Below are 22,206 nucleotides of genomic sequence, written 5' to 3' on the forward strand. Positions count from 1 at the left end.
AGAGTTGGGGGTCGGCGATGCGTTATTGGTGGGTCAATCAAAATCAGACATATAAACACGAGGTGCCAGGAGGCTTCCTGTGGTCTCCGAAGGTCAATCGAAACGGCTCCCGAAACCAGTTCTATGTGAACATGACTGAGGTCGCGCCCGGAGACCTCATACTGTCGTTTTGCGATACCCGGATCAAAGCGATCGGCATCGCGACAGGTCCGGCAGTGTCTGCGGACAAACCCGATTTCGGCAGCGCCGGAGCCTACTGGGAAAAAGAAGGCTGGTTCGTGCCGGCTGAATTTGAGGTGGTGAGCGACCCTGTCCGTCCGAAGGATTTCATTGCTGATCTCCTGCCTCACCTCCGAGGGAAATATGATCCTCTCCAACGATCTGGCGACGGAAACCAAGGCGTATATCTCGCCGAGGTCTCCGAGGGCTTCGTGCGGGTTATATTGGGCCGAATGGGCACAACTTTGGAGGCCGTCGTCGCAAATGAGGTGAACATTGGAGATGCGGACGACGACCGGGAAGAGGTTGCGCTCGAAGGTAGGACCGACATCGGGGAGACCCAAAAGAGGCAACTTGTACAGGCGCGACGAGGACAAGGAATCTTCAAGGCGAACGTTCGATTGAACGAGAAGAGATGCCGGTTGACCGGCATCACCGATCAGACGCTCTTGATCGCGAGTCACATCAAACCCTGGTCGAAATCGTCAGACTTTGAAAAGCTAGATGGGTGTAATGGCCTGCTGCTGTCCCCACACGTCGATCGCCTTTTTGACCGCGGGCTGATCAGCTTCGATGATGATGGGACTGTATTGCGATCCCGATTGGTTGCTGCGGATATCTGGCCTGCCTGGGGGCTCCACGCCGTCGCTAACGTAGGAACCTTCTCATCGAAGCAGAGCAGCTATCTGGCATACCATCGGAAGCACCTCTTTAAGCCTGGCTAGCGGCACCTCGGCGATGCGGATGTCAACTCAAACTAACTCGAAATGCTGCATTGTTGAGTTTCCGTGACGTCGGACGCGAAAATCCGGCACCACCTTTTAATTCCGAGCTTTACGCGACAAGCGGAGCGACGTTGTCGCTTTCGAATATGCCCATTCGGCCAAGCCCCGCTCGGATTGCGTCGCGCACATAGGATGGCGACAGGTGCGCATAGTGGCGGCGTGTGATCCGTTCGTCGGCGTGACCCAGCGCTTCTGCAATGACCGCAATAGGCACGCCTGCCATCGCCAAGCGGGACGCGTAGGTGTGGCGTAGAATGTGGAAGCCAACCCCTTCGAGTCCAGCCGCGGTAATCGCCTCCTTCATCGGGCGGACTTGATGACTTGCGCCGTACTGGCGCCCATTCTCATTGGTGAACAGGACGTCATCCGGTTTCTTCGCCAAGCAGTGACGCCGAAAAAACTCGATGCCCTCGTCGGTCAGGTGGACCCAGCGCGGCTTGCCGGACTTGGTGTCCGGGAAGTGAATCGCGCCCGCGGTAAGATCGACGTCAATCGCCCGGATCTTGTGAATTTCGGACTAGCGGCCGCCCGTCAGGAGCGCGGCCTGGATCATCGGCCTGAAGGTCGGGGACGCCGCGTTGACGACACGTATCGCCTCTGTGGGATTCAGGTATCGGATCCGGGGAGCATCGACCTTCGGAAACGGCTTCACTCGGCGCCAGGCGAGGTCGGAGCCGACCTTCCCGTCGTTGAATGCCCGGTTAAGAGCAGCGCGAAGGACGGTCAGCATCCGGTTGGCTGTCGCTCGGCGAGGGCGGCCGTTGCTTTCGGTCACCGGTCGCATCTTCCTGAACCCTTTCTTGGTCGGCCGATAGCCGGCGGGTGCTTCGGCGAGACCGCGGTGAAACCGAAGGATCGTGTCTGTTGTCAGCGTACGGACCTGGTGGTCGCCGAGCACTGGGCGGATGTAACGATCGGCGACCCAGCTCGTCTTGTCCTTTGAGCGCCCGGTGAAGGCGAACAGATAATCGTCGAGAGCGTCGTTCACTGTGTAGGGGCCGACACGGCGCCCTTCGTTGATCTCAATCTCGCCAAACCATTCGCGCGCCTTTTCCTGAGCTTGCGAGAAGCTCAAGACGGCATTGGCGTGATCGTCGAGGTGATCGTCAGCGTCGCCGAGCGCGATTTGAAATCGATCGCCACCCGGCGCCCGGTACTTTGCAACCCAGGACCCGCCGTTCCGCCCTTTGCGATAGCCAAGGGTCCGGCCCTTCGAGATGGCGCACCAATAGGGCGCGTTTCGGATCGGCAGCGCGGCGCGTGCGCTGCGGCTGTCAAGCTTCCGGTCTCGAGCGGTCCTGGCCATGCGAATGCCCCAAAATTTTCACTGCAATTTCACTGCAAAACCATAGCCGAAAGGCCGCGAACGGCCAAGAACAAGTTTTGCAGTGAGACTTAAAAAATCCTGTGTTCGCAGATGTTTATCATTGTTCGCAACTGTTCGCGACACCCTCTGTCGCCGCTGCTTTCACGGCGAAAACACGGGTTCGAGTCCCGTTGGGGTCACCAGCGCTCAATCAAAATTGTGGCTAAGCCGGTTGCGAGACGTTCTCGGGGCCGGGCGTAGCATTGTTGTAACCAACGAGAAATTGACGTTAGTACGAAACGCACTAATATATGCTCAGGTTTGAGGATATTGCCGTGCGCAAAGGTGACAATCCGGGTGGAGCACAAGCACTGGGGCCAATTCCGCCTCAGGTGCTGAATCTCGCGCGATGCGAGCGCGAGGTTGCAGTCGTCATTTATCTCGAAGGAGGGATGACCGCGAAACTCCTCGAGGCCCGGCTTCCACGCAAGATTTCGAACAGCGCGTTGCGCGCAATGCTCCAGCGCCTGTGCACCAAAGGCATCTTGCGTCGGCACAAGATCGACGGCTCGCACAGCTCGACCGATCGCCGCATTCCCTATGTCTATACACCTGCGATCACGCCGGAACTTGTCCGGATTCGTGCGCTCCAGCAGGTCGCGCGAGACTATTTCGGTGGATCGCTCCTGCGCGTTGCGGAGGAAGCGGCTAAGGCATCCAAGGTCGGGGCCGAAGCCCACCAGCTCGAAGACGGGCTCAACATCGCGGCCTGATCTCGCGCGGGAATTCATGGTCCGCGAACGTCGTGCCTTCTCCTTCACCAACGCTCCGGCGCGAAGCGCTCGAAGCTGCTGCCAATCGCAATTTCCGGCCTGCTGATTCAGCGTCATCAGCCTGTCCGAAACACTGTGACCATGATGTCACAATGCGCGGTAAAGTACGTATCGTACCAAAATTTGTCTTCTCATTAATGGTCTGATTCGCACTACAGGACCCCGATATCGAATTGTTTCGGGGAAATCGGGGTTATGCGAATTTCAAAGACGTTGGCGCTGTCGTCTGTTTCGGCAGCAGCGCTTTTTGCTCTCTCTGCTGCAGCGCCTGCGAATGCGCAGACTCCGGCGCCGGCCGTTCCGGGCGGCGATCCGTGTCAGGCTCCTGCGGATCAGCGTGACCCGAGTGCCAATTGCCCTACCGCCGATTCTCCGGCGGGAGAAGCGATTGCCCAGGGCGCGACCACGACGACTGCTGAAGACCAGGGCGTCGTTGTCGTTGGTTCGCGCATCCGCCGCGACCGTTTCAACAGCGCTGACCCAGTCACCGTCATCAACCGCGACGCCGCGGTCGATGCCGGCTTCAACTCGACCGCTGAAGTGCTTCAGAGCGTCGGCGTCACCGGCGGCACGGGCCAGATCACCGACACCTTCGGCGGCCTGGTCGTCGAAGGCGGCCCGGGCGTGAACACGCTGTCGCTGCGCGGCCTTGGTGCAACGCGTACGCTGATCCTGCTCAACGGCCGCCGTATTGCTCCGGCCGGTACCCGCGGACAGGTCGGTGCCACCGACTTGAACGTTCTGCCGACCTCGATCCTCGACCGGATCGAAGTGCTGAACACCGGCGCGTCGTCGATTTACGGTTCGGACGCCGTCGCCGGCGTCGTCAACATCGTGACGCTGAGCAAGTTCAACGGCCTTGCCGTCGAAGCCGACATCACTGCGCCGGAAGTCGGCGCGGGCACGTCGCAGCGTTACTCGATCACCGCCGGCACGTCGGGCGAGCGTTTCTCGATCCTCGGCTCGATCGAAGTGTTCGACCGCAACCGCATCACGCAGGGCGACCTGCCCTGGACCCGTTGCCCGCAGCAGCGTCGTCTGAGCCCGCTCGGCTTCAACGATTCGAACAAGTGTTTCCCGCTCGAAGAGGGCGGCGTCACGGTCAACACGATCGGAACTGGCTTCTACTTCGTCGACAATCCGGGCAGCGACATTGCTCCCGGCTTTGAAGCAAATCCTCCGGGCTACTATCTCTATTGTAACCGTTGGCGTCCAAACGCCGGGGCTGGATCGACGCTTCCGGGGTTCGAGTGCGTGGGTGGCCTGATCTACAACCCGACCACGGGTGGTGGCTTCGGTAGCAACACCAGTCAGCCGCGCGACACCTTCGCGCCGTCGATGTTGAAGCAGGACGTCATCTCGCCGACCCGCAACTACACGGGCTATCTCTCGGCGACCTACGACACCGGCTTCTTCGGTGACGGCCAGCTCTATTCGGAACTGCTGATCACCCGCCGCAAGTCGCAGCAGAATGGCCAGCGCCAGCTGACGCTCGACTATGCCCGAACAGCCCGTTGCTGCTCTCAGCCAATGGCGGTCTGTTCACAACTCAGCCGCGCCGGGTGAACTCCGCCATCGGCGTTCGCGTGTTCGCGGACTACGGCATCTACGACAGCAGCCAGACGCAGGACTTCGTGAAGTTCTCGGCCGGCTTCCGTGGCGACCTGCCGTTCCTGCCGACGTGGCGTTACGACTTCTACGCCAACAAGAGCTGGGCTGACGGCACCTACAGCTATGAGCAGATCCTCGCGGATCGTCTCGCCCAGAGCTTGAACGTTCGCCTGGTCAACGCCGATGGCTCGACCATCGTGGTTCCTCCGACGGCGCCTGTTGGCTTCGTCCCGACGATTGCGAACACTCCGGGTGCGCGTTTCGTCTGCGTCGACACAACCGGCAGCTGCGTTGCCGCGCCAGCGATCAGCAATGCGATCATCGGCGGTCAGGCTCGCACGGCCGCGGCGGCATGGTTCGACTACATTACTGACGACGTCGTCGGTCACACGGCATTCCGTGAAACGACCTTCAACGCGACGTTCGACGGACCGCTGTTCCGCCTTCCGGGTGGCAACGCGCAGGCTGTGGTCGGCTTCGAATACCGCAAGTCGAGCATCAACGACGTCCCGTCGTCCGATGCGCAGCGCAACAACCTGTACAACTTCACTTCGGCGCCGATCACCAAGGGCTCCGACAGTGTGTGGGAAGCATTTACCGAGCTTGAGTTCCCGGTCCTGCGCAACGTTCCGTTCGCCGAGGAACTGACCTTCAACGCTTCGGGCCGCTTTACCCACTACGATTCGTACGGTTCGGACACGACTTACAAGATCGGCGGTATCTGGTCGCCGGTTCGCTGGCTGTCGTTCCGCGGCAGCTACGGCACCTCGTATCGTGCTCCGGCGCTGTACGAACAGTTCCTGGGTTCGACGACGGGCTTCCTGTCGGCTCAGAGCACCGATCCGTGCACCAGCCTCTTCAACGTCACCAACCAGACGATCGTCGCCAACTGCCTTGCCGATGGGTTGCCCAACAACTTCATCAACAACGGCAGCACGACGGTTCTTCAGCGTGGTGGAGCGGACTCGGGTCTTGAGGCGGAGACGTCGAAGAACCTGACCTTCGGGACGGTGATCCAGCCGACCTTCGGTCCGGCCTTCGGCAACCTGTCGCTCGCCATCGATTACTTCCGCATCGAGGTGAACAACGGCGTGTCGCAGCTTGGTGCGGGCAACCTCGCCCGTGGCTGCTACGACGGAACGCGGCCTGAGTATTGCCAGTTCGTCACCCGTGATCCGTACACCGGATCGGGCACCGGCCAGCTGACGATCGTCCAGTCGTACATCAACGTCGCGACGGACATGGTGAAGGGTATCGATTTCACCCTCCGCTACGACCGCGAGCTGGGCCCGGGCAAGCTCGACCTCGGCATCAATGCGGTTCGCATTATCGATCGTGTCAACCAGAACGATCCGGCGTTCGCGGCAACGCACTTCGAAGGTTCGATCGGCAATCCGAAGTGGTCCGGCACGGGTCACGTCGGATACGACTGGGGTCCGTGGTACGCTCGCTGGGGTGTCGATTACATCGGCCACACCAACGACGACTTCCTGGTCGATCCGGCCGACTTCCCAACGAACGTCTACGACTTCTCGGTCAAGGACTACTGGCTGCACACGGCGGCGCTTCGGTACGAGCCGAACAACCGTTACAGCCTGACGGCCGGTGTTCGGAACGTCTTCGACAAGAAGCCGCCGAAGATCACTGCCGAGGATCCGTTCGTGAACACCATCGCGAACATTCCGCTGCAGTCCGGATGGGACTTCCGTGGCCGGACGTTCTTCATCAACGCACAAGCCAAAATCTTTTGATCAATTTGGGAGCCCGGGCATCCGCCCGGGCTCCCTCAGTTAGTTGAATGCACCTGAGAAATAGGGGACCAAAATGAAGACGAGCTTCCGTCAAAACCTGCTCGCATCGACCTTGCTGGTCGGTACGGCTGCGCTGGCAACGCCGGCGTGGGCACAGGACACGCAGTCAGCGGATCCAGCGGCTTCGCAGCCAACCGGACCGGTTGAGGCGCAGCCGACTCCAACGGTCGCCGCCGATGGGGATGCCGTTGAGTCCGGACAGGACATTATCGTTACCGGCTCGCGCATTCCGCAGCCGAACTTGGAATCGGCTGCACCGGTCACGGTCGTTTCCGACCAGGACGTGAAGCTCTCCGGTACATCCAGGATCGAAGACGTCCTCAACCAGCTCCCGTCCGTCGGCGCCGCGCAGACGTCCGGTGTGTCGAACGGCGCGACCGGTACGGCCGAAGTCGACCTTCGCTACCTGGGCGGCAAGCGCTCGCTGGTTCTGATCAACGGCCGCCGCATGATGCCGGGCGATCCGAACAGCAGCAACCTGTCGGCCGACTTGAACGTCATCCCCGCAGCGTTGATCAAGCGGGCGGAAGTCCTGACCGGCGGCGCATCATCCGTGTACGGTGCTGACGCGGTCGCAGGCGTCGTCAACTTCATCATGGATACCAGCTTCGAGGGCATCCGCTTCGACGGCAACTACAGCATCTGGCAGCACAACCAGGACGATCCAAGCGTCAGCGGCGGCCTTCACGTGAGCGACATCATCAACGCTCGCGGCTTCCCGCTTCCGACCGGCAGCACGACTGACGGACGTTCGTTCGACGGCACGGTCACCATCGGCGCCGGCTTCGACGACGGCCGCGGCCATGCCGTTGCCTACTTCGGCTATCGCAACACCAAGCCGGTTCTTCAGCGCGACCGCGACTTTTCGGCGTGCGTGCTGCAGAACACCGGCGGTGGCGTTCCCCGTTGCGGTGGTTCCGCCACTGCGAACCCGGGCACTGCGGTGATCTTTGCGACCACGACGACCAATGGCACGGCCATTACGTCGACGGTTGCGGCACTCGGCCGGGAACGATCACGCCGTTCGCCCAGAACCTCTACAACTTCGCGCCGCTGAACTACTTCCAGCGGCCGGACGAGCGTTACATCGCCGGCGCGTTCGCCGATTACGAGATCAGCCCTGCGCTGAAGCCGTACCTCGAGTTCATGTTCATGGACGACCGGACGCTGGCGCAGATCGCGCCCTCGGGCGACTTCGGCAACACGCTGACCATCAACTGCGACAACCCGCTGATGTCGGCTGCGCAGCTGGCGGTGATCTGCGGCAATCCGAACAACGTCATCAACGGTTTCGTCGGGAACTTCCCGCTGGCGACCGGCGCTCCGTACAATCCGAACCCGGGTGCGGCGCCGATCAATTTCTTCGACGCCCGCGGCAACACCTATAACCAGGCGTTCTTCCAGCTTCTCCGTCGTAACACGGAAGGCGGCCCGCGTATTTCCGACCTTCGTCACCAGGCGTGGCGCGGGTTCTTGGAACCAAGGGCGACCTGTCGAGCATCTTCTCGTACGACGCCTACTTCCAGTACGGCCGCACGAACTACACGCAGGTCTACAAGAACGAGTTCTCGATCGCTCGCCTGAACCGCGCGCTCAACGCCGTGAACGTCGATGCCAATGGCGTCGTCGTCCCGGTCGGAACGCCCGGTTCGTCGATCGTCTGCCGCTCGGTGCTCGACAACAGTGATCCGACTTGCGTCCCGTATGATCCGTTCGGCGCAGCTCCGTCGGCGGCGTCGATCAACTACCTGAACGTCTTCGGCGTCATCCAGGGCATCACGTCGGAACAGATCGGCCACTTCGACATCACCGGCCTGCTTGGCGATGCCGGCATCAAGACGCCGTGGGCGGAAGATGGCGTGGGCATCAACGTCGGTGTCGAGTACCGGCGTGAATCGCTCGAGCTGAACCCGGACACGTCGTTCCAGACGGGCGATCTGACGGGTCAGGGTGCACCGACGCTTCCAGTCAGCGGCAACTTCCGCGTATGGGACGTGTTCGGCGAAGCCCAGATCCCGATCATCCAGAACCAGGGATCGAGGAGTTCACGATCGGCCTCGGTTACCGGAAGTCGTGGTACGACATCAGCAGCGGCGGTGGCTATGACACCGACACGTACAAGATCTCGGCCGAGTTCGCTCCGGTGAGCGACATCCGGTTCCGCGGCTCGTACAACCGTGCGGCTCGTGCCCCGAACATCCAGGAGCTGTTCGCTCCGCAGTTCGTCGGCCTCGATGGCGCCAACGATCCTTGCGCCAAGGTCATTACCGCGACCGACTATGGCTGCCTTGCGCAGGGCCTGGTCGTCGGCCAGTCGCCGACTGCCAACCCGGCCGGCCAGTATAACGGCCTGCTCGGCGGCAACCCGAACCTCAAGCCGGAGAAGGGCACGACCTGGACGATCGGTACGGTCATCCAGCCGCGCTTCATCCCGAGGTTCGCGCTGACGATCGACTGGTGGAACATCAAGCTCGAGAACGCCATCCAGGGCTATGGTGCGGACGCGATCATCAACACCTGCGTTGGTGATACGACCGCGACGTTCGTGTCCCCGGCCTGCGCTCTCATCCAGCGCGATGCCGCCGGCTCGATCTGGCTGACGCCGAACGGTTTCGTGGTCGACACGCCGGTCAATACGGCGACGATCAAGGAAGCCGGCCTCGACGTGAACGCGTCCTACTCCCATGGACTGTTCAACCTCGGCAAGCTCGGCTGGAGCTTCGTCGGGACGTACATGGACAAGTACGACGTCAACAACGGCCTGTCGCAGCCTTACTCCTGTAAGGGCCGCTATGGTCCGGTCTGCTCCGGCGGCACGGTTGCCGCGTCGGCGCCGATCCCGACCTGGAGGCACAAGCTGCGGACGACCTGGACGTCGAACTTCGGCCTCGGGCTGTCGCTGCAGTGGCGTCATATCGGGAAGGTCAAGGCGGAAACGCTGGATCCGAGCAACACCGTCAACGGTGCGTTCAACTTCGATCCGGGCCTGCACGTGAAGGCGCAGAACTACCTCGACCTGTCGGCAACCTACACGCTGATGGATCGGATCAACCTGCGTGCCGGTGTCAACAACCTGACCGACAACGATCCGCCGCTCATCACGGGTGGCAACGCAGGTCGTGCCGGCTCGAACCTTTGCCCGGCTGGTCCGTGCAACGGCAACACGTACCCGGGCACCTGGGATGCGCTCGGCCGTCTCCTCTGGGTAGGCGCGACGATCGACTTCCTGCCGCCGAAGCCGGCTCCGGCTCCGGTTGCACCGCCGCCGCCGCCTCCGCCGCCGCCCCCGCCGCCGCCTGCCACGCAGACGTGCCCGGACGGCTCGGTGATCCTGGCGACCGAGGCATGCCCGGCTCCGCCGCCGCCGCCTCCGCCGCCGCCGCCGGCGCCAGAGCGCGGCTAAGCGGAAACGCTAGCTCGAAGATTGGGGCGGTGGACCAAACGGTCCGCCGCCCTTTTCTTTGGCAGGAGGGCAAGACGAGCCGTGAGAGCCTGCTCAGCTCCAAGATCGAAAGAGCTACGCGGCTTCGGAGTTCTTCAGGAAAATGTACATTCGGTCGAGCCAGTCGATCCTGGACCGCAGGGAACGAACGGCGCTGTCGTGGACGAACTCCTTGAACGGCACTTCGACCGACCGGCCGTACTCTTCGAGTTCGTCAAGCTTCGAGTGAAGCTGCTCCTTCGCATTGAGAACCCATCGCGCCCGCTCATCCGCGCTCAGCAGTTCAAATGACTGCACACGGGTGCGTAATGGATCATCCAGAAGGAGGTGATCGGGGCGTATCTTCAGCACCCAGTCCTTGACTGCCCGTCGGCCCAGCGCTGTGCAGCTCAGCTCCTCTGTTCCGCGTCGATCGGCATCCTTTCGACGCTTCGAAATCAGCCCTTCTTCTTCCAACCGGCTGATCAGCGGGTAGATCTTGCCCTTGCTCGTATTGAAATTGCTGATCGGAGAGTCCGAGTAGATCTTGATGATCTGGTACGATGTCGTCGGTTGAATGCGCAGCACGAGCGAGAGCAATGTGCCCTCGTTATCGGTCAGGTCGCGCTTCCCCTTGGCACAACGGCCGCTCGCCTAGAAATTAAGCCTGCACCGAGAGATAAAGAGGGGCGTATCGTTGGGCAAGCGTATGTAACAAGAGTGTCGCAATGCTTGTTGACGAAATGGTGATGCTCGATCGTAGAAGTCGCGGGGGCGAGTCAGCATGGTGAGGCCGGAAGTCTTCAGTAGTGCGGAAAGGCGCTCGTTTCGGCGGGAAGCCCTCGCGCTGACGGTAGCGGTCTGGGTCGCCCATTATGTCATCTTCACGGCGCGCGACTTCGTCGTTCAAAGAGCCCAGCTGGCTACGGTCGTCGTCCTTCGGACCGGCTGGACCCTAATGGGAGCCGCAATCTGCGCCGCCATCTACTTCATTCTTGGTCAGTTCCGCGATTCACGGTTCGCGACGCAGCTGTTCATCGCGGGACTATTGTGCTTCCCGGCAGCCTTCATCCAGGCGGGCGCGGTCTACTTTTCGAAGGTTGCCACCGGCGTGCCCCTGACCATTGAGGGATCCATGCTCATGGAGCTGGTTCGATCGGCAACGTCGTGGGTGTGGATCTACTTCGGCTGGGCAGTCTGCCTGCTGGCGCTGCAATACAATCTACGCGCCCGGCGTGAGCAGCGCCTTCGTGCCGAGGCTTTGGCGCTCGCCCATGAGGCTCAGATGCGCGCGCTGCGGTACCAGCTCAATCCGCATTTCCTGTTCAATACGCTCAACTCAATCGCCGCCTTGATGCTCGACGGCAACGCCCGCGTCGCGGAAACCATGCTCCGCAAGCTGTCAGGGTTCCTTCGGCAGGGATTGGCGGGCGATTCACTGGACGACGTCCAGCTCCAACACGAGGTCGATCACCAGCGGCTCTATTTCGACATCGAGCAGCTTCGGTTTCCGGAGCGCCTGTCAGTGGAAGTCGACATTCCCGACGAGTTGCGGAACGCACTTGTCCCGAGCTTCATCCTCCAGCCAATTGTGGAGAATGCGGTCAAATATGCCGTTGCGCCGAGCAACGAACGGACGACGATCAGAATCGTGGCACGAGATGTTGGCGGGATGCTGCAACTGTCGGTGACCGACGACGGCAAAGCCGGAAGCAAAGGTCTTCCGGGAACAGGCATCGGCTTGGTCAACGTCCAGAAACGGCTCGCGAGCCGCTTCGGCGACCGATACACTTTCGACGACGGGCCGCTGAGCCCGAACGGCTATCGGGTGGAATTCGCGCTGCCGCTGAAAAAGGCCGCGGCTTGACGCTACGCGTCGTGATTGCGGACGACGAGCCCCTCGCGGTTCGCCGCTTGCAGATTGCTCTTGGCAACCTGCATGACATTGAGATCGTCGGTTCGGCAGGGACGGAGAAGAGGCGCTTGAGCTTATCACCGAACTAAGCCCGGACGTAGTCTTGCTCGATATCCGAATGCCGAAACTGTCGGGCCTACAGCTCATCGAAGCGCTGGATTCTCCGTCGCCTCCCGCAGTCATATTCATCACCGCGTATGAGAGCTTCGCGGTCGATGCCTTTCGGGAGGGCGCGATCGACTATCTGCTCAAGCCGTTAGATGAGGAGCGCCTGGCAATTGCCGTCGATCGTGCCCGGCGGTCGCTCGAGACCCGGGATGCCGGGGAACGTATCGCTGAATTGCGCGGTGCGCTCACGTCGCTCCAGATCGAGGATGAAGCTCGGGAGCAATCACGCTACGAAAAGCACCTCTGGGTGAGTTCGCGGGGACATGTCACGCGTGTGCCGGTCAGTGAGGTTCGCTGGTTTCAGGCGGAGGGCGATTACGTCGTCGTTCACGCTGAAGGCGGAGATTACCTTATCCACGACAGCCTGCGGGACCTCGAATCGCGTCTCGACCCGGAGAAATTCCTTCGAGTCCACCGCAGCGCGATTGTGGCGACACATTCCGTCGCGGGCGTCGGCAGGACGGAGTTCGGCGTCCTCCAGCTGCGTCTCGTGGATGGATCGGCCGTTTCGGTCAGCCGCACGTACAAAAAGGCGACGCGCGCGGCGCTAGGAATCTGATCCTAGTAGAGGCCCGGCCTGGGGCGAGCGACAGGCTTACTCGGTTCAGACTGGACGGTCGAATTCCGGTTCGACCGGCGATTGCCGTCATCGAACGGCTTTCTTTCGACCTTTTGCCAGACTGAACTTGGCTCAACTCGACTCATGCCGGACTCCACAGGGGCGACCGCTAAACGCCTTAGTCGCTCCTCCAGGCGTTACGTTGACCGGAGTTAGCTTCGGGAGTGCCTTTTCGCCGACTCGCACGTTTGGTTCGGTGAACGGCCTGTTTCGGGTCCCTTCAACGACAATCCTGCCGGATTCCCGACGGTTAGTCGGAGCGATCGTTAGAGCGACAGGAAAGTAATCCCGATACTGACGGCCAGCGCCAGCATGCTTGCAGCGAGCGCGAGTGCGGCGGATTTGCCCTTCGACCGGGCGTAGGCAAGGGTAATGCCAAGCTTGACCGCCATGTTGGCGAGAATGGTGCCGGCAAGGGCCAGCGCGGCAAATGTGGCGCCGATCATCTCTGGACGCAGACCACCGGCAGTCACGATTGCTACATCGACGTCCATCGTTCCGATAATCAAGAGCAGCACGGCAATGCCTCGTTCGCCGAACCGGCCCTGCGCCCAGGCGCCCGCCGCGGCGGCGGCCGCGACGAAGACGAGGAAGGCAAGTGCGGGCAGCAGCGCGATCGGATTGCCGGGCGCTGATGATCCTTCGTTGTGCGGTGCACTCCGGTAAAGCCACCATCCTGCCAGAGCAGCGACGATCACTGCCGGGGCGACGATCAGAGCGAACGGCACGAGCAGCCGCGTGGCGATTAGCCCCACCAGCACCAGCACGCGCAGGTACATGATCGCAGAAGCGAGCGCGATGCCCGCCGGCTCGGCTCCCGCGCGCTGGTCGGAGCCGAGACGCTGGGCAAGCGACTGGGTTACAGCGGTCGAGCTGTACAGCCCGCCGATGACGGCCGTCGCGATGGTCCCGTGGCGTTCCCCGAAAATGCGGTTCGCCACGTATCCGAGGAATGAGAAACCGGTGACGAGGACCACCACGAGCCAAAGCTTCTGCGGGTTCCAGGCTCCGTAGGGACCGTATTGCCCATCCGGCAGGAACGGCAGAATCGCGCCAGCGATCACCGCAAAACGGGCGAGGGCCTTCACGTCTTCCTGATCCAGCCGGTCGATGAAATCGTGCACCTCTGCCTTCAGGGCGAGGACGAGAGTCACGAGTGTTGCGCCGACGATGGCGAGCGCCGGGTTGCCACTTCCCGCTACGAAGCCAAGCGCGATGGTCGCCATGGCCGCGATCGGACTCGTTGCGTCGGGGCGATCATTGATGTCGACCCGGTGCGCATAGCCGATTGTCATGACGGCCGCAGCTCCGGCGACCACGGCTCCGGCAGCCAGTTGATGACCCTGGCTACTGATGAGACCGGAAAGGCCAGACGCCATTCCAATCAGGGTGAAGGTCCGGACGCCGGCGACACGGGCGCCTTCCTTCTCGCTACGAAGGGTGAAGCCGCGCTCTATTCCGATCAGCAGGCCGCAGGCAATCGCGGTGCCAACCGCAAGCGCTTGTAGGTACCAGGCGCCGATCAGCAAAGCCGCTCCGCGTGCCAGGCGAGGTGCGCCGACATGAAGGTCGAGATGAAATAGTAACTGTGATCATAGCCTTCGCGGAGGTTCAGCTGCAGGTCGATGCCCGCATCCTCGCAGGCCCGCCGCAAAAGCTCCGGCTTCAGCTCCGTATTGAGGAAGGGGTCGGCCGTGCCAACGTCCACCAACAGCTCATCCAGTCTCGCGCCGTCTTCAATCAAGGCGACGGAGTCATGCTGGCGCCACTGCTCCGGCTCGTCGCCGAGATATCCTCCCAACGCTTTCTCACCCCACGGAACCTGGCTCGGGGCGACGATGGGAGCGAAGGTCGAGACGCTCGAGAAGCGGCCAGGATGGCTCAGAGCCACGGTCAGAGCGCCATGCCCTCCCATTGAATGACCGGTGATACCTTGCCGACCCATGTCTGCCGGAAACTCTGCCGCAACAAGTGCGGGAAGTTCCTCGGTGACGTACGTCCACATGCGATAATTCTTCGCAAAAGGCTCCTGTGTCGCGTCGACATAGAAGCCGGCGCCGAGGCCGAAATCGTAAGATCCGGAGTGATCGTCCGGGACGCCTTCGCCGCGCGGGCTTGTGTCAGGCGCGACGAAGATCAGGCCATGCTCAGCGCACGCCGCTCGATATTCGCCCTTCTCGGTCACGTTGGCATGCGTGCAGGTCAGGCCTGACAGGTACCAAATGACCGGGAGCTTCCCTCCGCCTTCGGCTTGCGGAGGCAGGAAGATCGAAAACGTCATGTCCGTGCCGGTCGCGGCCGACGCATGCTTCACGACAAGCTGGCGCCCGCCGTGCGACCGGACGTCGCTGACGATTTCCAAACTCACTGGCCCGCCGGGACCCGGTAGAATCCGCAGAGCTTGTTGCCGTCGGGATCGCGCAGGTAGGCAAGGTACAGCTTGCCGAAGCCGCCGTCGCGGATTCCGGGCGGATCCTCGATCGCTGTCCCGCCGTTGGCGAGACCGGCCGCATGCCAGGCATCGACGGCCTCAGGGCTTGGTGCGGCGAAGCCGATTGTCGAACCATTGCCGTGGCTGCACGCCTCACCATTGAGTGGCTCCCCGATTCCAAGTGCGCCCTGCTTCGTCATCCACCAGTCGGACTTGCCGAAGTCCTGGCCGGGCGAAAGCCCGAGCGCGCCCAGCGTCGCGTCGTAGAATTTTTTCGACCGTTCGCGGTCGCTGCATCCCAGCATGACGTGGCTGAACATGATTCCTCTCCCTAGTAGACGACTACGCTCCGGATGCTCTCGCCCGCGTGCATCAGGTCGAAGCCCTTGTTGATCTCGTCGAGCGTCAGCACGTGGGTGATCATTGGGTCGATGGCAATCTTCCCGTCCATGTACATGTCGACGATCTTCGGGACGTCGGTACGGCCCTTGGCTCCGCCGAACGCGGTGCCGCGCCAGTTGCGGCCGGTGACGAGCTGGAACGGTCGCGTGGCGATTTCCTTGCCGGCCTCGGCAACGCCGATGATGACGCTCGTACCCCAGCCGCGGTGGCAGCATTCGAGCGCGGTCCGCATCACTTCGGTGTTGCCGGTCGCGTCAAAGCTATAGTCCGCGCCGCCATCGGTGATCTCGACGATCTTGGCGACCGTGTCCTCGCGGCTCATGCCCTTGGTGTTGAGGAAGTCGGTCATGCCGAACTGGCGGCCCCATTCCTCGCGGTCGGGATTGATGTCGATGCCGAGGATTTTATTCGCCCCGGCAAGCTTGGCGCCCTGGATGACGTTGAGGCCGATGCCGCCGAGACCGAAGACGACGACATTGTCCCCCGGCTGGACCTTGGCGGTGTTCATCACCGCGCCGACGCCGGTGGTCACGCCGCAGCCGATGTAGCAGCTGGTCTTGAACGGAGCGTCCTCGCGGATCTTCGCGACGGCGATCTCGGGCAGCACGGTGAAGTTCGAAAAGGTCGAGCAGCCCATGTAGTGGTAGATGGTCTCGCCACGGTAGCTGAAGCGGCTGGTACCGTCCGGCATCAATCCCTTGCCCTGGGTTGCGCGGATCGCGGTGCAGAGGTTGGACTTGCCCGACAGGCAGGTTTTACACTTGCCGCACTCCGGCGTGTAGAGCGGGATGACGTGGTCGCCGGGCCTCACGCTGGTGACGCCCGGCCCGACTTCGCGAACGACGCCCGCGCCCTCGTGGCCGAGGACCGAGGGAAAGATGCCTTCGCTGTCGAAGCCATCGAGCGTGTAGGCGTCGGTGTGGCAGATGCCGGTCGCCATGATCTCGACCAGGACTTCGCCTTCCTTCGGACCTTCGAGGTCGAGTTCGACGATTTCGAGCGGCTTTTTCGCCTCGAAAGCTACGGCTGCGCGGGTCTTCATGAGTCGGTTCCCCCAATCGGTCTGGCCGTGCCTATGCCTCCAAGAAGCGCCTGATCCAACCGCCAACGCGCGCATTGTCGTTCGGAGCGTCCAGCGAGGCAATCGCCGCGTCCGGGTCAGGGACGACATCGTAGCGCTTCTCGATCAGCGCCTTGGCGAATGCCGGAGAAAACTCCGGGTGGAATTGGAAGGAGATAGCGGGCCGGTCGGTCCAGGCGAGACCGGCGAACGGTGTGAAATCGGACCGCGCAATAATTTCGGTATCCGATGGCTGAATTATCACTTGATCCTGGTGCGAGGCGGGCGCGGCGATCGTGGTCGCACTATCCATCCATGGCTCCCGATGGACGATGTCGTAACGATGAAGGCCTGCGCCCCAGCCTTTGTCGGACTTCTCGACGCGCCCTCCGAGCGCTTCCGCCATTGCCTGGTGCCCGAAGCAGATCCCGACCATGCGGCTGTCTTTCGCCGCGCGGATGAACTCCAGCAGGCCGGGAATCCACGGAAGCGGGTCGTACACGCCCGCCGGCGACCCCGTGACCAGGCAGGCATCATGCTTGCCGGGATCGGGCAACTCGCCGGCCTGCACGTCGAACACCTCGATCTCGAACCCAGGGCCGAGCATCGCTTCGAACATTGCGGGGTAACTGCCGAACTCCTCGGCAAGCCGGCCGGGCGCGCGCCCCGTCTCCAGGATTGCAAGCTTCATGGCCGCCGCCTTGCCACCGGATTTGGCTTCGGCCAATGCGTTTGCGTGAAAGGGGAGAGCGATGACTGACAGACCGCTCGAAGGCCGTCACGCGCTGATCACCGGCGGCGGCACCGGCATCGGCGCCGCAACCGCGGAGCTTCTCCATGCGGCGGGCGCACGAATTTCGCTGCTCGGACGCCGGCTGGAGCCCCTGTGCGACGTCGCCAGTGCCGTCGGCGGGACACCGGTTCAGTGCGACGTGACGGACCACGACAACATCACGCGCGCGTTCGAGCAGGCGCGGACTGCCAATGGCCTGATTGATCTTCTGATCGTCAACGCCGGGATCGCTGAGAGCGCGCCCTTCCACAAGATGACCCGAGAGAGCTGGGATCGCATCATTGCGGTCAATCTGACCGGCGCCTTCGACACGGTTCAGGCCGGCCTTCCGGACCTGCTCCAGGCCGAAGATGCCCGCGTCGTGTTCATTGCTTCGGTGGCCAGCCTGCGCGGCGTTCCTTACGCGGCGCACTATGCTGCATCGAAGCACGGATTGCTCGGCCTGATGCGGTCGATGGCGGCGGAGTATGCCAAGTCCAGGATGACTGTGAACGCGATCTGCCCGGGCTATGTCGATACGCCGATGACGGACCAATCCGTATCGCGCGTGTCGCAGATTACGGGGAAGGGCGACGATTTCGCGCGGTCGGCGATCACCAACATGAATGCGAGCGGCCGGCTGGTCGATCCGACGGCGATCGCCAATTTGGTGCTGACGGTCTGCCTGCCGCTCAGTCGCGACATCAACGGGGCGGCGATCACCATCGATGGGGGCACGGCCGCGTGAGATTCGATCCTGCGACGTTTCGCCCCGAACACTTCCTGTGGAAGTTCGAAGGCGGCGTCGCGACGGTCACGCTCAACAGGCCAGAGCGCAAGAACCCGCTGACGTTCGAAAGCTATGCCGAGCTTCGCGATACCTTTCGCGCGCTGACTGATGCGAAGGACGTCAAGGTCGTCGTCATTTGCGGCGAGGGCGGCAATTTCTGCTCTGGCGGCGACGTGCACGAGATCATCGGCCCGCTGACCAGAATGGATGACTCCGGCCTGTTGCAGTTCACGACGATGACCGGCGACCTTGTCAAAGCCATCCGTGCCTGCCCGCAACCGATCATTGCCGCTGTCGAAGGCGTCTGCGCTGGCGCGGGAGCGATCCTGGCGATGTCGAGCGACATCCGCTTCGCCTCGCCAAGCGCCAAGACCGCATTTCTGTTTACACGCGTCGGCCTGTCCGGTGCGGACATGGGCGCATGCGCGATCCTGCCGCGCATCATCGGTCACGGACGCGCGTCGGAACTGCTGTTCACGGGCCGGTCTATGGGCGCCGACGAAGGCCTCGCCTGGGGCTTCTGGAACCGCGTGGTCGAGGACGTTCTGGCGGAAGCGAATGCGCTTGCGCTGGAGCTCGCACGCGGTCCGACCTTCGCGCACGCGATGACCAAGCGCCAGCTCGATGCCGAATGGCATGTGTCCATCGATGAGGCGATCACGATGGAGGCGCAGGCGCAGGCGATCTGCATGAAGACCAAAGACTTCCACCGCGCCTACGAGGCCTTCGCCAACAAGCGGAAGCCGGAGTTCAAGGGCGATTGACCGGCTGTCCTACAGCCTATGATTTGGGTTAGGCGTCGTCCGATGTCGAGCCGCGCATCTTTTCGGTCGAATGTCAGCTCGAACGCAGCTCGTGTTCCGTCGCGGAATCATGCTCGTCACTGCGAACATTGGGAACATTCGCGGTGAGCGATCGCACTTTCCTCGCCTGGCCCTTCTTCGAGGAGCGACACCGTGCGCTGGCGGCGGAACTCGAAGCTTGGTGCGAAGCTACGATTCACGATGCCGAAGCCGCCGACCCGGACGAGGCTTGCCGCTCGCTCGTGCAGGAGCTGGGGAGCGCGGGTTTCCTGAAGTTGTGCGTCGGCGATGGGGATTCTCGACCTGACGTCCGCAGCCTCGCCATCTGCCGCGAGATCCTCGCGCGCTATCACGGCCTCGCCGATTTCGCTTTCGCCATGCAGGGGCTCGGCTCCGGGGCGATCAGCCTGTTCGGCACCATCGAGCAGAAGCGCGAATGGCTTCCGCGTGTCGCCAGCGGCAAGGCCGTGGCTGCCTTTGCCATGACCGAACCCGAATGCGGATCGGACGCGGCGAACATGGCGAGCTCGGCGATGCGCGACGGCAACGAATGGGTGCTGGTCGGCGAGAAGACCTACATTTCCAACGGCGGCATTGCAGACTTCTATCTGACCTTCGCGCGCACCGGTGAGGGCGAAGGATCGCGGGGCTATCCGCCTTCATTGTGCCGGCCGGCGGTGTCCAAATCGTCGAGCGCATCGACGCCATTGCCGCCCACCCCTTGGCGCGCCTCAAGTATGACAATGTCCGAATCCCTGCGGATGCGATTGTCGGCGAACCGGGCGAAGGCTTTCGCGTTGGCATGGAAACGCTGAACCTGTTCCGCGTGACCGTCGGCGCTGCGGCGCTTGGCTTCGCGCGACGGGCGCTGGACGAAGCGCTGGCCTTTTCGTCGAACCGCCGCCTCGGCACCGGCAAGCTCGCCGAAAATGCCGTGACGCAGGCCAAGCTCGCCGACATGGCGACCGCCATCGATGCGTCGGCGCTGCTGATCTATCGGGCGGCGTGGCAGCAAGACGTCGGCGGAACCGATCATCGCCGTGCGGCCGCCATGGCCAAGCTGACTGCGACGGAATCCGCCCAGCAGGTGATTGACGCGGCGGTGCAGATGCACGGCGGCATGGGCGTCACGAAGGGCGCCAAGGTCGAAGAACTCTATCGCGAGATCCGCGCGCTCCGAATCTACGAAGGTGCCAGCGAGGTGCAGCGCCAGATCATCGCCCGCGATCTGCTCAAGGAACATCGCGCATGAAAACGCTCCAGCCGCCCGGCTGGCCCCGGCCGAAGGGCTATTCCAACGGCATGGCCGCGCGTGGGCGGGTCGTGGTGACCGCCGGTGTCATCGGCTGGGACAAGGACGAGCGCTTCGCGTCCAATCGCATTGCCGACCAGTTCGCGCAGGCGCTGCGTAACATCGTCGCCATCCTCGCCTGCGACGGCGCCGACGCCTCGCGAATTGTGCGCCTGACTTGCTACGTGACCTCGATCGACGAATATCTCGAAAGCGCGAAGGAAATCGGCGCGGCCTGGCGCGAGATCATGGGCAAGCATTATCCGGCGATGGCGCTGGTCGAGGTCGTTCGGCTGGTCGAGCGGCAGGCCAAGGTCGAAATCGAGGCGACGGCGGTGGTACCGGAGTGAGAGACCGGTTCGTCGAAGAACGATTGCCCGCTCCGGATCAGCTTCCGGAATTTCGCTTTGATCTGCCCGAAGTTCAGTATCCGGATCGCCTGAACGCAGCCGCCGAATTGTTGAAAGGCGGAGCGCCCGACGCGCTTGCGATCGTCAACGATCATGGCCGCTGGACCTACGCCGACCTCGACAATTTCAGCGGCCGCATTGCGCGCCTGCTGGTCGAGGAAGAGGGGCTCATTCCGGGCAAGCGCGTGCTCCTGCGCGGGCCGAATGGATACACCATCTTCGCCGCCTGGCTCGGTGTCTTGAAAGCCGGCGGAGTCGTCGTCTCGACCATGCCGCTGCTGCGCCCGGGCGAGATCGCGACGGTGATCGAACGCGCGCAGATCAGTCACGCCATCGTCGACAGCCGCTTCATCGGCGACTTCCGTGAGGCGGTCGACCAGACCCACTTCGTCAAGCACATCGTCAAATACGACGGCGACTACGGGCACGGCGAACTGGAATCCCGCACGGGACCGCTCGAACCGCTCACGCCAGTGGACACGCACCGCGACGACCCCGCGCTGATCGCCTTCACCAGCGGCACGACCGGCGTGCCCAAGGGCTGCGTCCAGTTCCACCGCGACATTCTCGCGCCGTGCGACACGTTCGCGAAGCACCTCGTCGGACCGAAGCCGGGCGACGTGTTCATGACCAGCGCGCCGATGGCCTTCACCTTCGGTCTCGGTATCACCTTGATGTTCCCGCTGCGTTTCGGCGCCGCTGCCGCGACGATCGAGCAGGCAACGCCGCCGAAGATGATCGAAGCGATGGTGAAGCACGGCGTGACACACCTCGGCACCGCACCGACCGCCTACAAGGCGATGCTGTCGCAATCCGGTCTCGACGAGGCTCTGAAGCTCCTGCGCTACTGCATCTCCGCCGGCGAGCATCTGCCCGAAGCGACTTGGCGTGCTTGGCATGAGCGGACGGGCATCAAGATAACCGACGGCATCGGCTCAACCGAGATGATGCACATCTTCGTCTCTGCGGCTGGCGAGGACATTCGCCCCGGCTCAACCGGTAAAGCGGTTCCGGGCTACACCGCGACCATCCTCGACGACGCCGGCAAACCGATGGAAGAAGGCGAAGGCAGGCTCGCGATCAAGGGACCGACCGGCTGCCGCTACCTCGATGACGAACGTCAGGCGAAATACGTCGGGAACGGCTGGAACATCACCGGCGACACCTACCGTCGCGACGCCGACGGCTACTACTGGTACCTCGCCCGCAGCGACGACATGATCGTCAGCTCCGGCTACAACATCGGTGCTCCCGAAGTCGAAAACGCCCTCCTGGCGCACCCCGCGGTCACCGAATGCGCCGTCATCGGCATCCCCTGCGCCGAGCGCGGCCAGAAGGTGAAAGCCTTCATCGTCCTCGCCGACTTCGCCGAACCCAGCCCCGAGCTAAAGGAAAAGCTCCAGTCCTTCGTGAAAGACCAGATCGCCCCCTACAAATACCCCGCGAGATAGAATTCGTGGAGGCCTTGCCGAAGACGGCGACGGGTAAGCTCCGGCGAAGCGAATTAAGGAGGTGACCCAGGTTGAATCGCCATCGGTTCAAGCACGGGAAAGACGACA

At 62.6% G+C, this 22,206-nt stretch carries 21 protein-coding genes and 2 pseudogenes; 15 read left to right on the forward strand and 8 right to left on the reverse strand.

Annotated elements, in window-relative coordinates:
* Positions 1 to 17 precede the first annotated feature (17 nt).
* Positions 18 to 944, forward strand: a complete 927-nt coding sequence (locus tag H9L15_RS16140; RefSeq protein ID WP_187716028.1) for an HNH endonuclease — start codon at positions 18 to 20, stop codon at positions 942 to 944.
* A 109-nt stretch (positions 945 to 1,053) separates the two neighbouring features.
* Here the strand turns inward: H9L15_RS16140 and H9L15_RS16145 are convergent, their stop codons facing one another.
* Together H9L15_RS16145 and H9L15_RS16150 are read right to left on the reverse strand one after the other, a co-directional pair.
* Positions 1,054 to 1,515 carry a tyrosine-type recombinase/integrase gene (locus tag H9L15_RS16145; protein WP_187716063.1) on the reverse strand — a complete coding sequence of 154 codons (462 nt, stop codon included), beginning with the start codon at positions 1,513 to 1,515 and terminating at the stop codon, positions 1,054 to 1,056.
* A 6-nt stretch (positions 1,516 to 1,521) separates the two neighbouring features.
* Positions 1,522 to 2,310, reverse strand: a complete 789-nt coding sequence (locus H9L15_RS16150) for a hypothetical protein (RefSeq protein WP_187716029.1) — start codon at positions 2,308 to 2,310, stop codon at positions 1,522 to 1,524.
* Between the two features lie 335 nt (positions 2,311 to 2,645).
* Here H9L15_RS16150 and H9L15_RS16155 point away from each other — a divergent pair, with 335 nt between their 5' ends.
* The 6 genes from H9L15_RS16155 (at position 2,646) to H9L15_RS16180 (ending at position 9,968) form a co-directional block, all read left to right on the forward strand.
* Complete coding sequence (locus H9L15_RS16155; RefSeq protein ID WP_187716030.1) at positions 2,646 to 3,083, forward strand: BlaI/MecI/CopY family transcriptional regulator; 438 nt, start codon at positions 2,646 to 2,648, stop codon at positions 3,081 to 3,083.
* A gap of 255 nt (positions 3,084 to 3,338) precedes the next feature.
* Positions 3,339 to 4,709, forward strand: coding sequence for a TonB-dependent receptor plug domain-containing protein (locus H9L15_RS16160; RefSeq protein ID WP_187716031.1), 1,371 nt, complete (start codon positions 3,339 to 3,341; stop codon positions 4,707 to 4,709).
* Complete coding sequence (locus H9L15_RS16165) at positions 4,706 to 6,505, forward strand: TonB-dependent receptor (RefSeq protein WP_187716032.1); 1,800 nt, start codon at positions 4,706 to 4,708, stop codon at positions 6,503 to 6,505. Before H9L15_RS16160 ends, H9L15_RS16165 begins: the two co-directional genes overlap by 4 nt.
* 73 nt (positions 6,506 to 6,578) lie before the next feature.
* Positions 6,579 to 7,622 carry a TonB-dependent receptor plug domain-containing protein gene (locus H9L15_RS16170; protein ID WP_187716033.1) on the forward strand — a complete coding sequence of 348 codons (1,044 nt, stop codon included), beginning with the start codon at positions 6,579 to 6,581 and terminating at the stop codon, positions 7,620 to 7,622.
* A gap of 89 nt (positions 7,623 to 7,711) precedes the next feature.
* On the forward strand, positions 7,712 to 8,149 hold the full coding sequence (locus H9L15_RS16175) for a hypothetical protein (RefSeq protein ID WP_187716034.1): 438 nt from the start codon (positions 7,712 to 7,714) through the stop codon (positions 8,147 to 8,149).
* Between the two features lie 403 nt (positions 8,150 to 8,552).
* Complete coding sequence (locus H9L15_RS16180) at positions 8,553 to 9,968, forward strand: TonB-dependent receptor domain-containing protein (RefSeq protein WP_187716035.1); 1,416 nt, start codon at positions 8,553 to 8,555, stop codon at positions 9,966 to 9,968.
* Between the two features lie 114 nt (positions 9,969 to 10,082).
* Here the strand turns inward: H9L15_RS16180 and H9L15_RS16185 are convergent, their stop codons facing one another.
* The gene (locus tag H9L15_RS16185; protein WP_187716036.1) at positions 10,083 to 10,586 is read right to left on the reverse strand and encodes a PadR family transcriptional regulator; all 504 of its coding nucleotides are present in this window, start codon (positions 10,584 to 10,586) and stop codon (positions 10,083 to 10,085) included.
* Between the two features lie 184 nt (positions 10,587 to 10,770).
* On the opposite strand from H9L15_RS16185, the gene H9L15_RS16190 reads away from it, so the two are divergent.
* The 3 genes and pseudogenes from H9L15_RS16190 (at position 10,771) to H9L15_RS20690 (ending at position 12,628) form a co-directional block, all read left to right on the forward strand.
* Entirely contained in the window at positions 10,771 to 11,853 is a 1,083-nt protein-coding gene (locus H9L15_RS16190) for a sensor histidine kinase (RefSeq protein ID WP_187716037.1), read from the forward strand.
* Between the two features lie 109 nt (positions 11,854 to 11,962).
* A pseudogene (locus H9L15_RS19230) lies at positions 11,963 to 12,175 on the forward strand (LytR/AlgR family response regulator transcription factor); the annotation flags it as partial.
* The gene (locus tag H9L15_RS20690) at positions 12,173 to 12,628 is read left to right on the forward strand and encodes a LytR/AlgR family response regulator transcription factor (protein WP_398287044.1); all 456 of its coding nucleotides are present in this window, start codon (positions 12,173 to 12,175) and stop codon (positions 12,626 to 12,628) included. The pseudogene H9L15_RS19230 and the gene H9L15_RS20690, both read left to right, overlap by 3 nt.
* 326 nt (positions 12,629 to 12,954) lie before the next feature.
* Here the strand turns inward: H9L15_RS20690 and H9L15_RS16200 are convergent, their stop codons facing one another.
* The 5 genes from H9L15_RS16200 to H9L15_RS16220 are packed head-to-tail and all read right to left on the reverse strand — an operon-like array spanning position 12,955 to position 17,272.
* On the reverse strand, positions 12,955 to 14,217 hold the full coding sequence (locus H9L15_RS16200; RefSeq protein WP_187716039.1) for an MgtC/SapB family protein: 1,263 nt from the start codon (positions 14,215 to 14,217) through the stop codon (positions 12,955 to 12,957).
* Entirely contained in the window at positions 14,211 to 15,050 is an 840-nt protein-coding gene (fghA, locus tag H9L15_RS16205) for an S-formylglutathione hydrolase (protein WP_187716064.1), read from the reverse strand. Before fghA ends, H9L15_RS16200 begins: the two co-directional genes overlap by 7 nt.
* A gap of 2 nt (positions 15,051 to 15,052) precedes the next feature.
* The gene (locus tag H9L15_RS16210) at positions 15,053 to 15,439 is read right to left on the reverse strand and encodes a VOC family protein (protein ID WP_187716040.1); all 387 of its coding nucleotides are present in this window, start codon (positions 15,437 to 15,439) and stop codon (positions 15,053 to 15,055) included.
* An 11-nt stretch (positions 15,440 to 15,450) separates the two neighbouring features.
* Positions 15,451 to 16,563: an S-(hydroxymethyl)glutathione dehydrogenase/class III alcohol dehydrogenase gene (locus tag H9L15_RS16215; RefSeq protein ID WP_187716041.1), complete on the reverse strand. Its 1,113-nt coding sequence runs from the start codon at positions 16,561 to 16,563 to the stop codon at positions 15,451 to 15,453.
* 31 nt (positions 16,564 to 16,594) lie between these two features.
* Entirely contained in the window at positions 16,595 to 17,272 is a 678-nt protein-coding gene (locus H9L15_RS16220; protein WP_187716042.1) for a type 1 glutamine amidotransferase, read from the reverse strand.
* Between the two features lie 61 nt (positions 17,273 to 17,333).
* Here H9L15_RS16220 and H9L15_RS16225 point away from each other — a divergent pair, with 61 nt between their 5' ends.
* From H9L15_RS16225 to H9L15_RS16245, 5 genes and pseudogenes are all read left to right on the forward strand, one after another.
* Complete coding sequence (locus tag H9L15_RS16225) at positions 17,334 to 18,101, forward strand: SDR family NAD(P)-dependent oxidoreductase (protein WP_187716043.1); 768 nt, start codon at positions 17,334 to 17,336, stop codon at positions 18,099 to 18,101.
* Positions 18,098 to 18,907: an enoyl-CoA hydratase family protein gene (locus H9L15_RS16230; RefSeq protein WP_187716044.1), complete on the forward strand. Its 810-nt coding sequence runs from the start codon at positions 18,098 to 18,100 to the stop codon at positions 18,905 to 18,907. Before H9L15_RS16225 ends, H9L15_RS16230 begins: the two co-directional genes overlap by 4 nt.
* A gap of 143 nt (positions 18,908 to 19,050) precedes the next feature.
* A pseudogene (locus H9L15_RS16235) lies at positions 19,051 to 20,198 on the forward strand (acyl-CoA dehydrogenase family protein).
* On the forward strand, positions 20,195 to 20,587 hold the full coding sequence (locus tag H9L15_RS16240; RefSeq protein ID WP_187716045.1) for a RidA family protein: 393 nt from the start codon (positions 20,195 to 20,197) through the stop codon (positions 20,585 to 20,587). The pseudogene H9L15_RS16235 and the gene H9L15_RS16240 overlap by 4 nt, the downstream one beginning before the upstream one ends.
* Positions 20,584 to 22,098, forward strand: a complete 1,515-nt coding sequence (locus H9L15_RS16245; RefSeq protein WP_223276755.1) for an AMP-binding protein — start codon at positions 20,584 to 20,586, stop codon at positions 22,096 to 22,098. Before H9L15_RS16240 ends, H9L15_RS16245 begins: the two co-directional genes overlap by 4 nt.
* The last annotated feature ends 108 nt before the right edge of the window (positions 22,099 to 22,206 follow it).

The organism is Sphingomonas daechungensis (assembly GCF_014489495.1).
Lineage (GTDB): Bacteria > Pseudomonadota > Alphaproteobacteria > Sphingomonadales > Sphingomonadaceae > Sphingomicrobium > Sphingomicrobium daechungense.

Bases quoted from the DNA above. Each gene is read 5' to 3' on its own strand.
- H9L15_RS16140 (WP_187716028.1), top strand. From the start codon at position 18: ATGCGTTATTGGTGGGTCAATCAAAATCAGACATATAAACACGAGGTG.
- H9L15_RS16150 (WP_187716029.1), bottom strand. From the start codon at position 2,310: ATGGCCAGGACCGCTCGAGACCGGAAGCTTGACAGCCGCAGCGCACGC.
- H9L15_RS16160 (WP_187716031.1), top strand. From the start codon at position 3,339: ATGCGAATTTCAAAGACGTTGGCGCTGTCGTCTGTTTCGGCAGCAGCG.
- H9L15_RS16170 (WP_187716033.1), top strand. From the start codon at position 6,579: ATGAAGACGAGCTTCCGTCAAAACCTGCTCGCATCGACCTTGCTGGTC.
- H9L15_RS16175 (WP_187716034.1), top strand. From the start codon at position 7,712: ATGTTCATGGACGACCGGACGCTGGCGCAGATCGCGCCCTCGGGCGAC.
- H9L15_RS16180 (WP_187716035.1), top strand. From the start codon at position 8,553: ATGGGACGTGTTCGGCGAAGCCCAGATCCCGATCATCCAGAACCAGGG.
- H9L15_RS16190 (WP_187716037.1), top strand. From the start codon at position 10,771: ATGGTGAGGCCGGAAGTCTTCAGTAGTGCGGAAAGGCGCTCGTTTCGG.
- H9L15_RS16210 (WP_187716040.1), bottom strand. From the start codon at position 15,439: ATGTTCAGCCACGTCATGCTGGGATGCAGCGACCGCGAACGGTCGAAA.
- H9L15_RS16215 (WP_187716041.1), bottom strand. From the start codon at position 16,563: ATGAAGACCCGCGCAGCCGTAGCTTTCGAGGCGAAAAAGCCGCTCGAA.
- H9L15_RS16220 (WP_187716042.1), bottom strand. From the start codon at position 17,272: ATGAAGCTTGCAATCCTGGAGACGGGGCGCGCGCCCGGCCGGCTTGCC.
- H9L15_RS16225 (WP_187716043.1), top strand. From the start codon at position 17,334: ATGACTGACAGACCGCTCGAAGGCCGTCACGCGCTGATCACCGGCGGC.
- H9L15_RS16240 (WP_187716045.1), top strand. From the start codon at position 20,195: ATGAAAACGCTCCAGCCGCCCGGCTGGCCCCGGCCGAAGGGCTATTCC.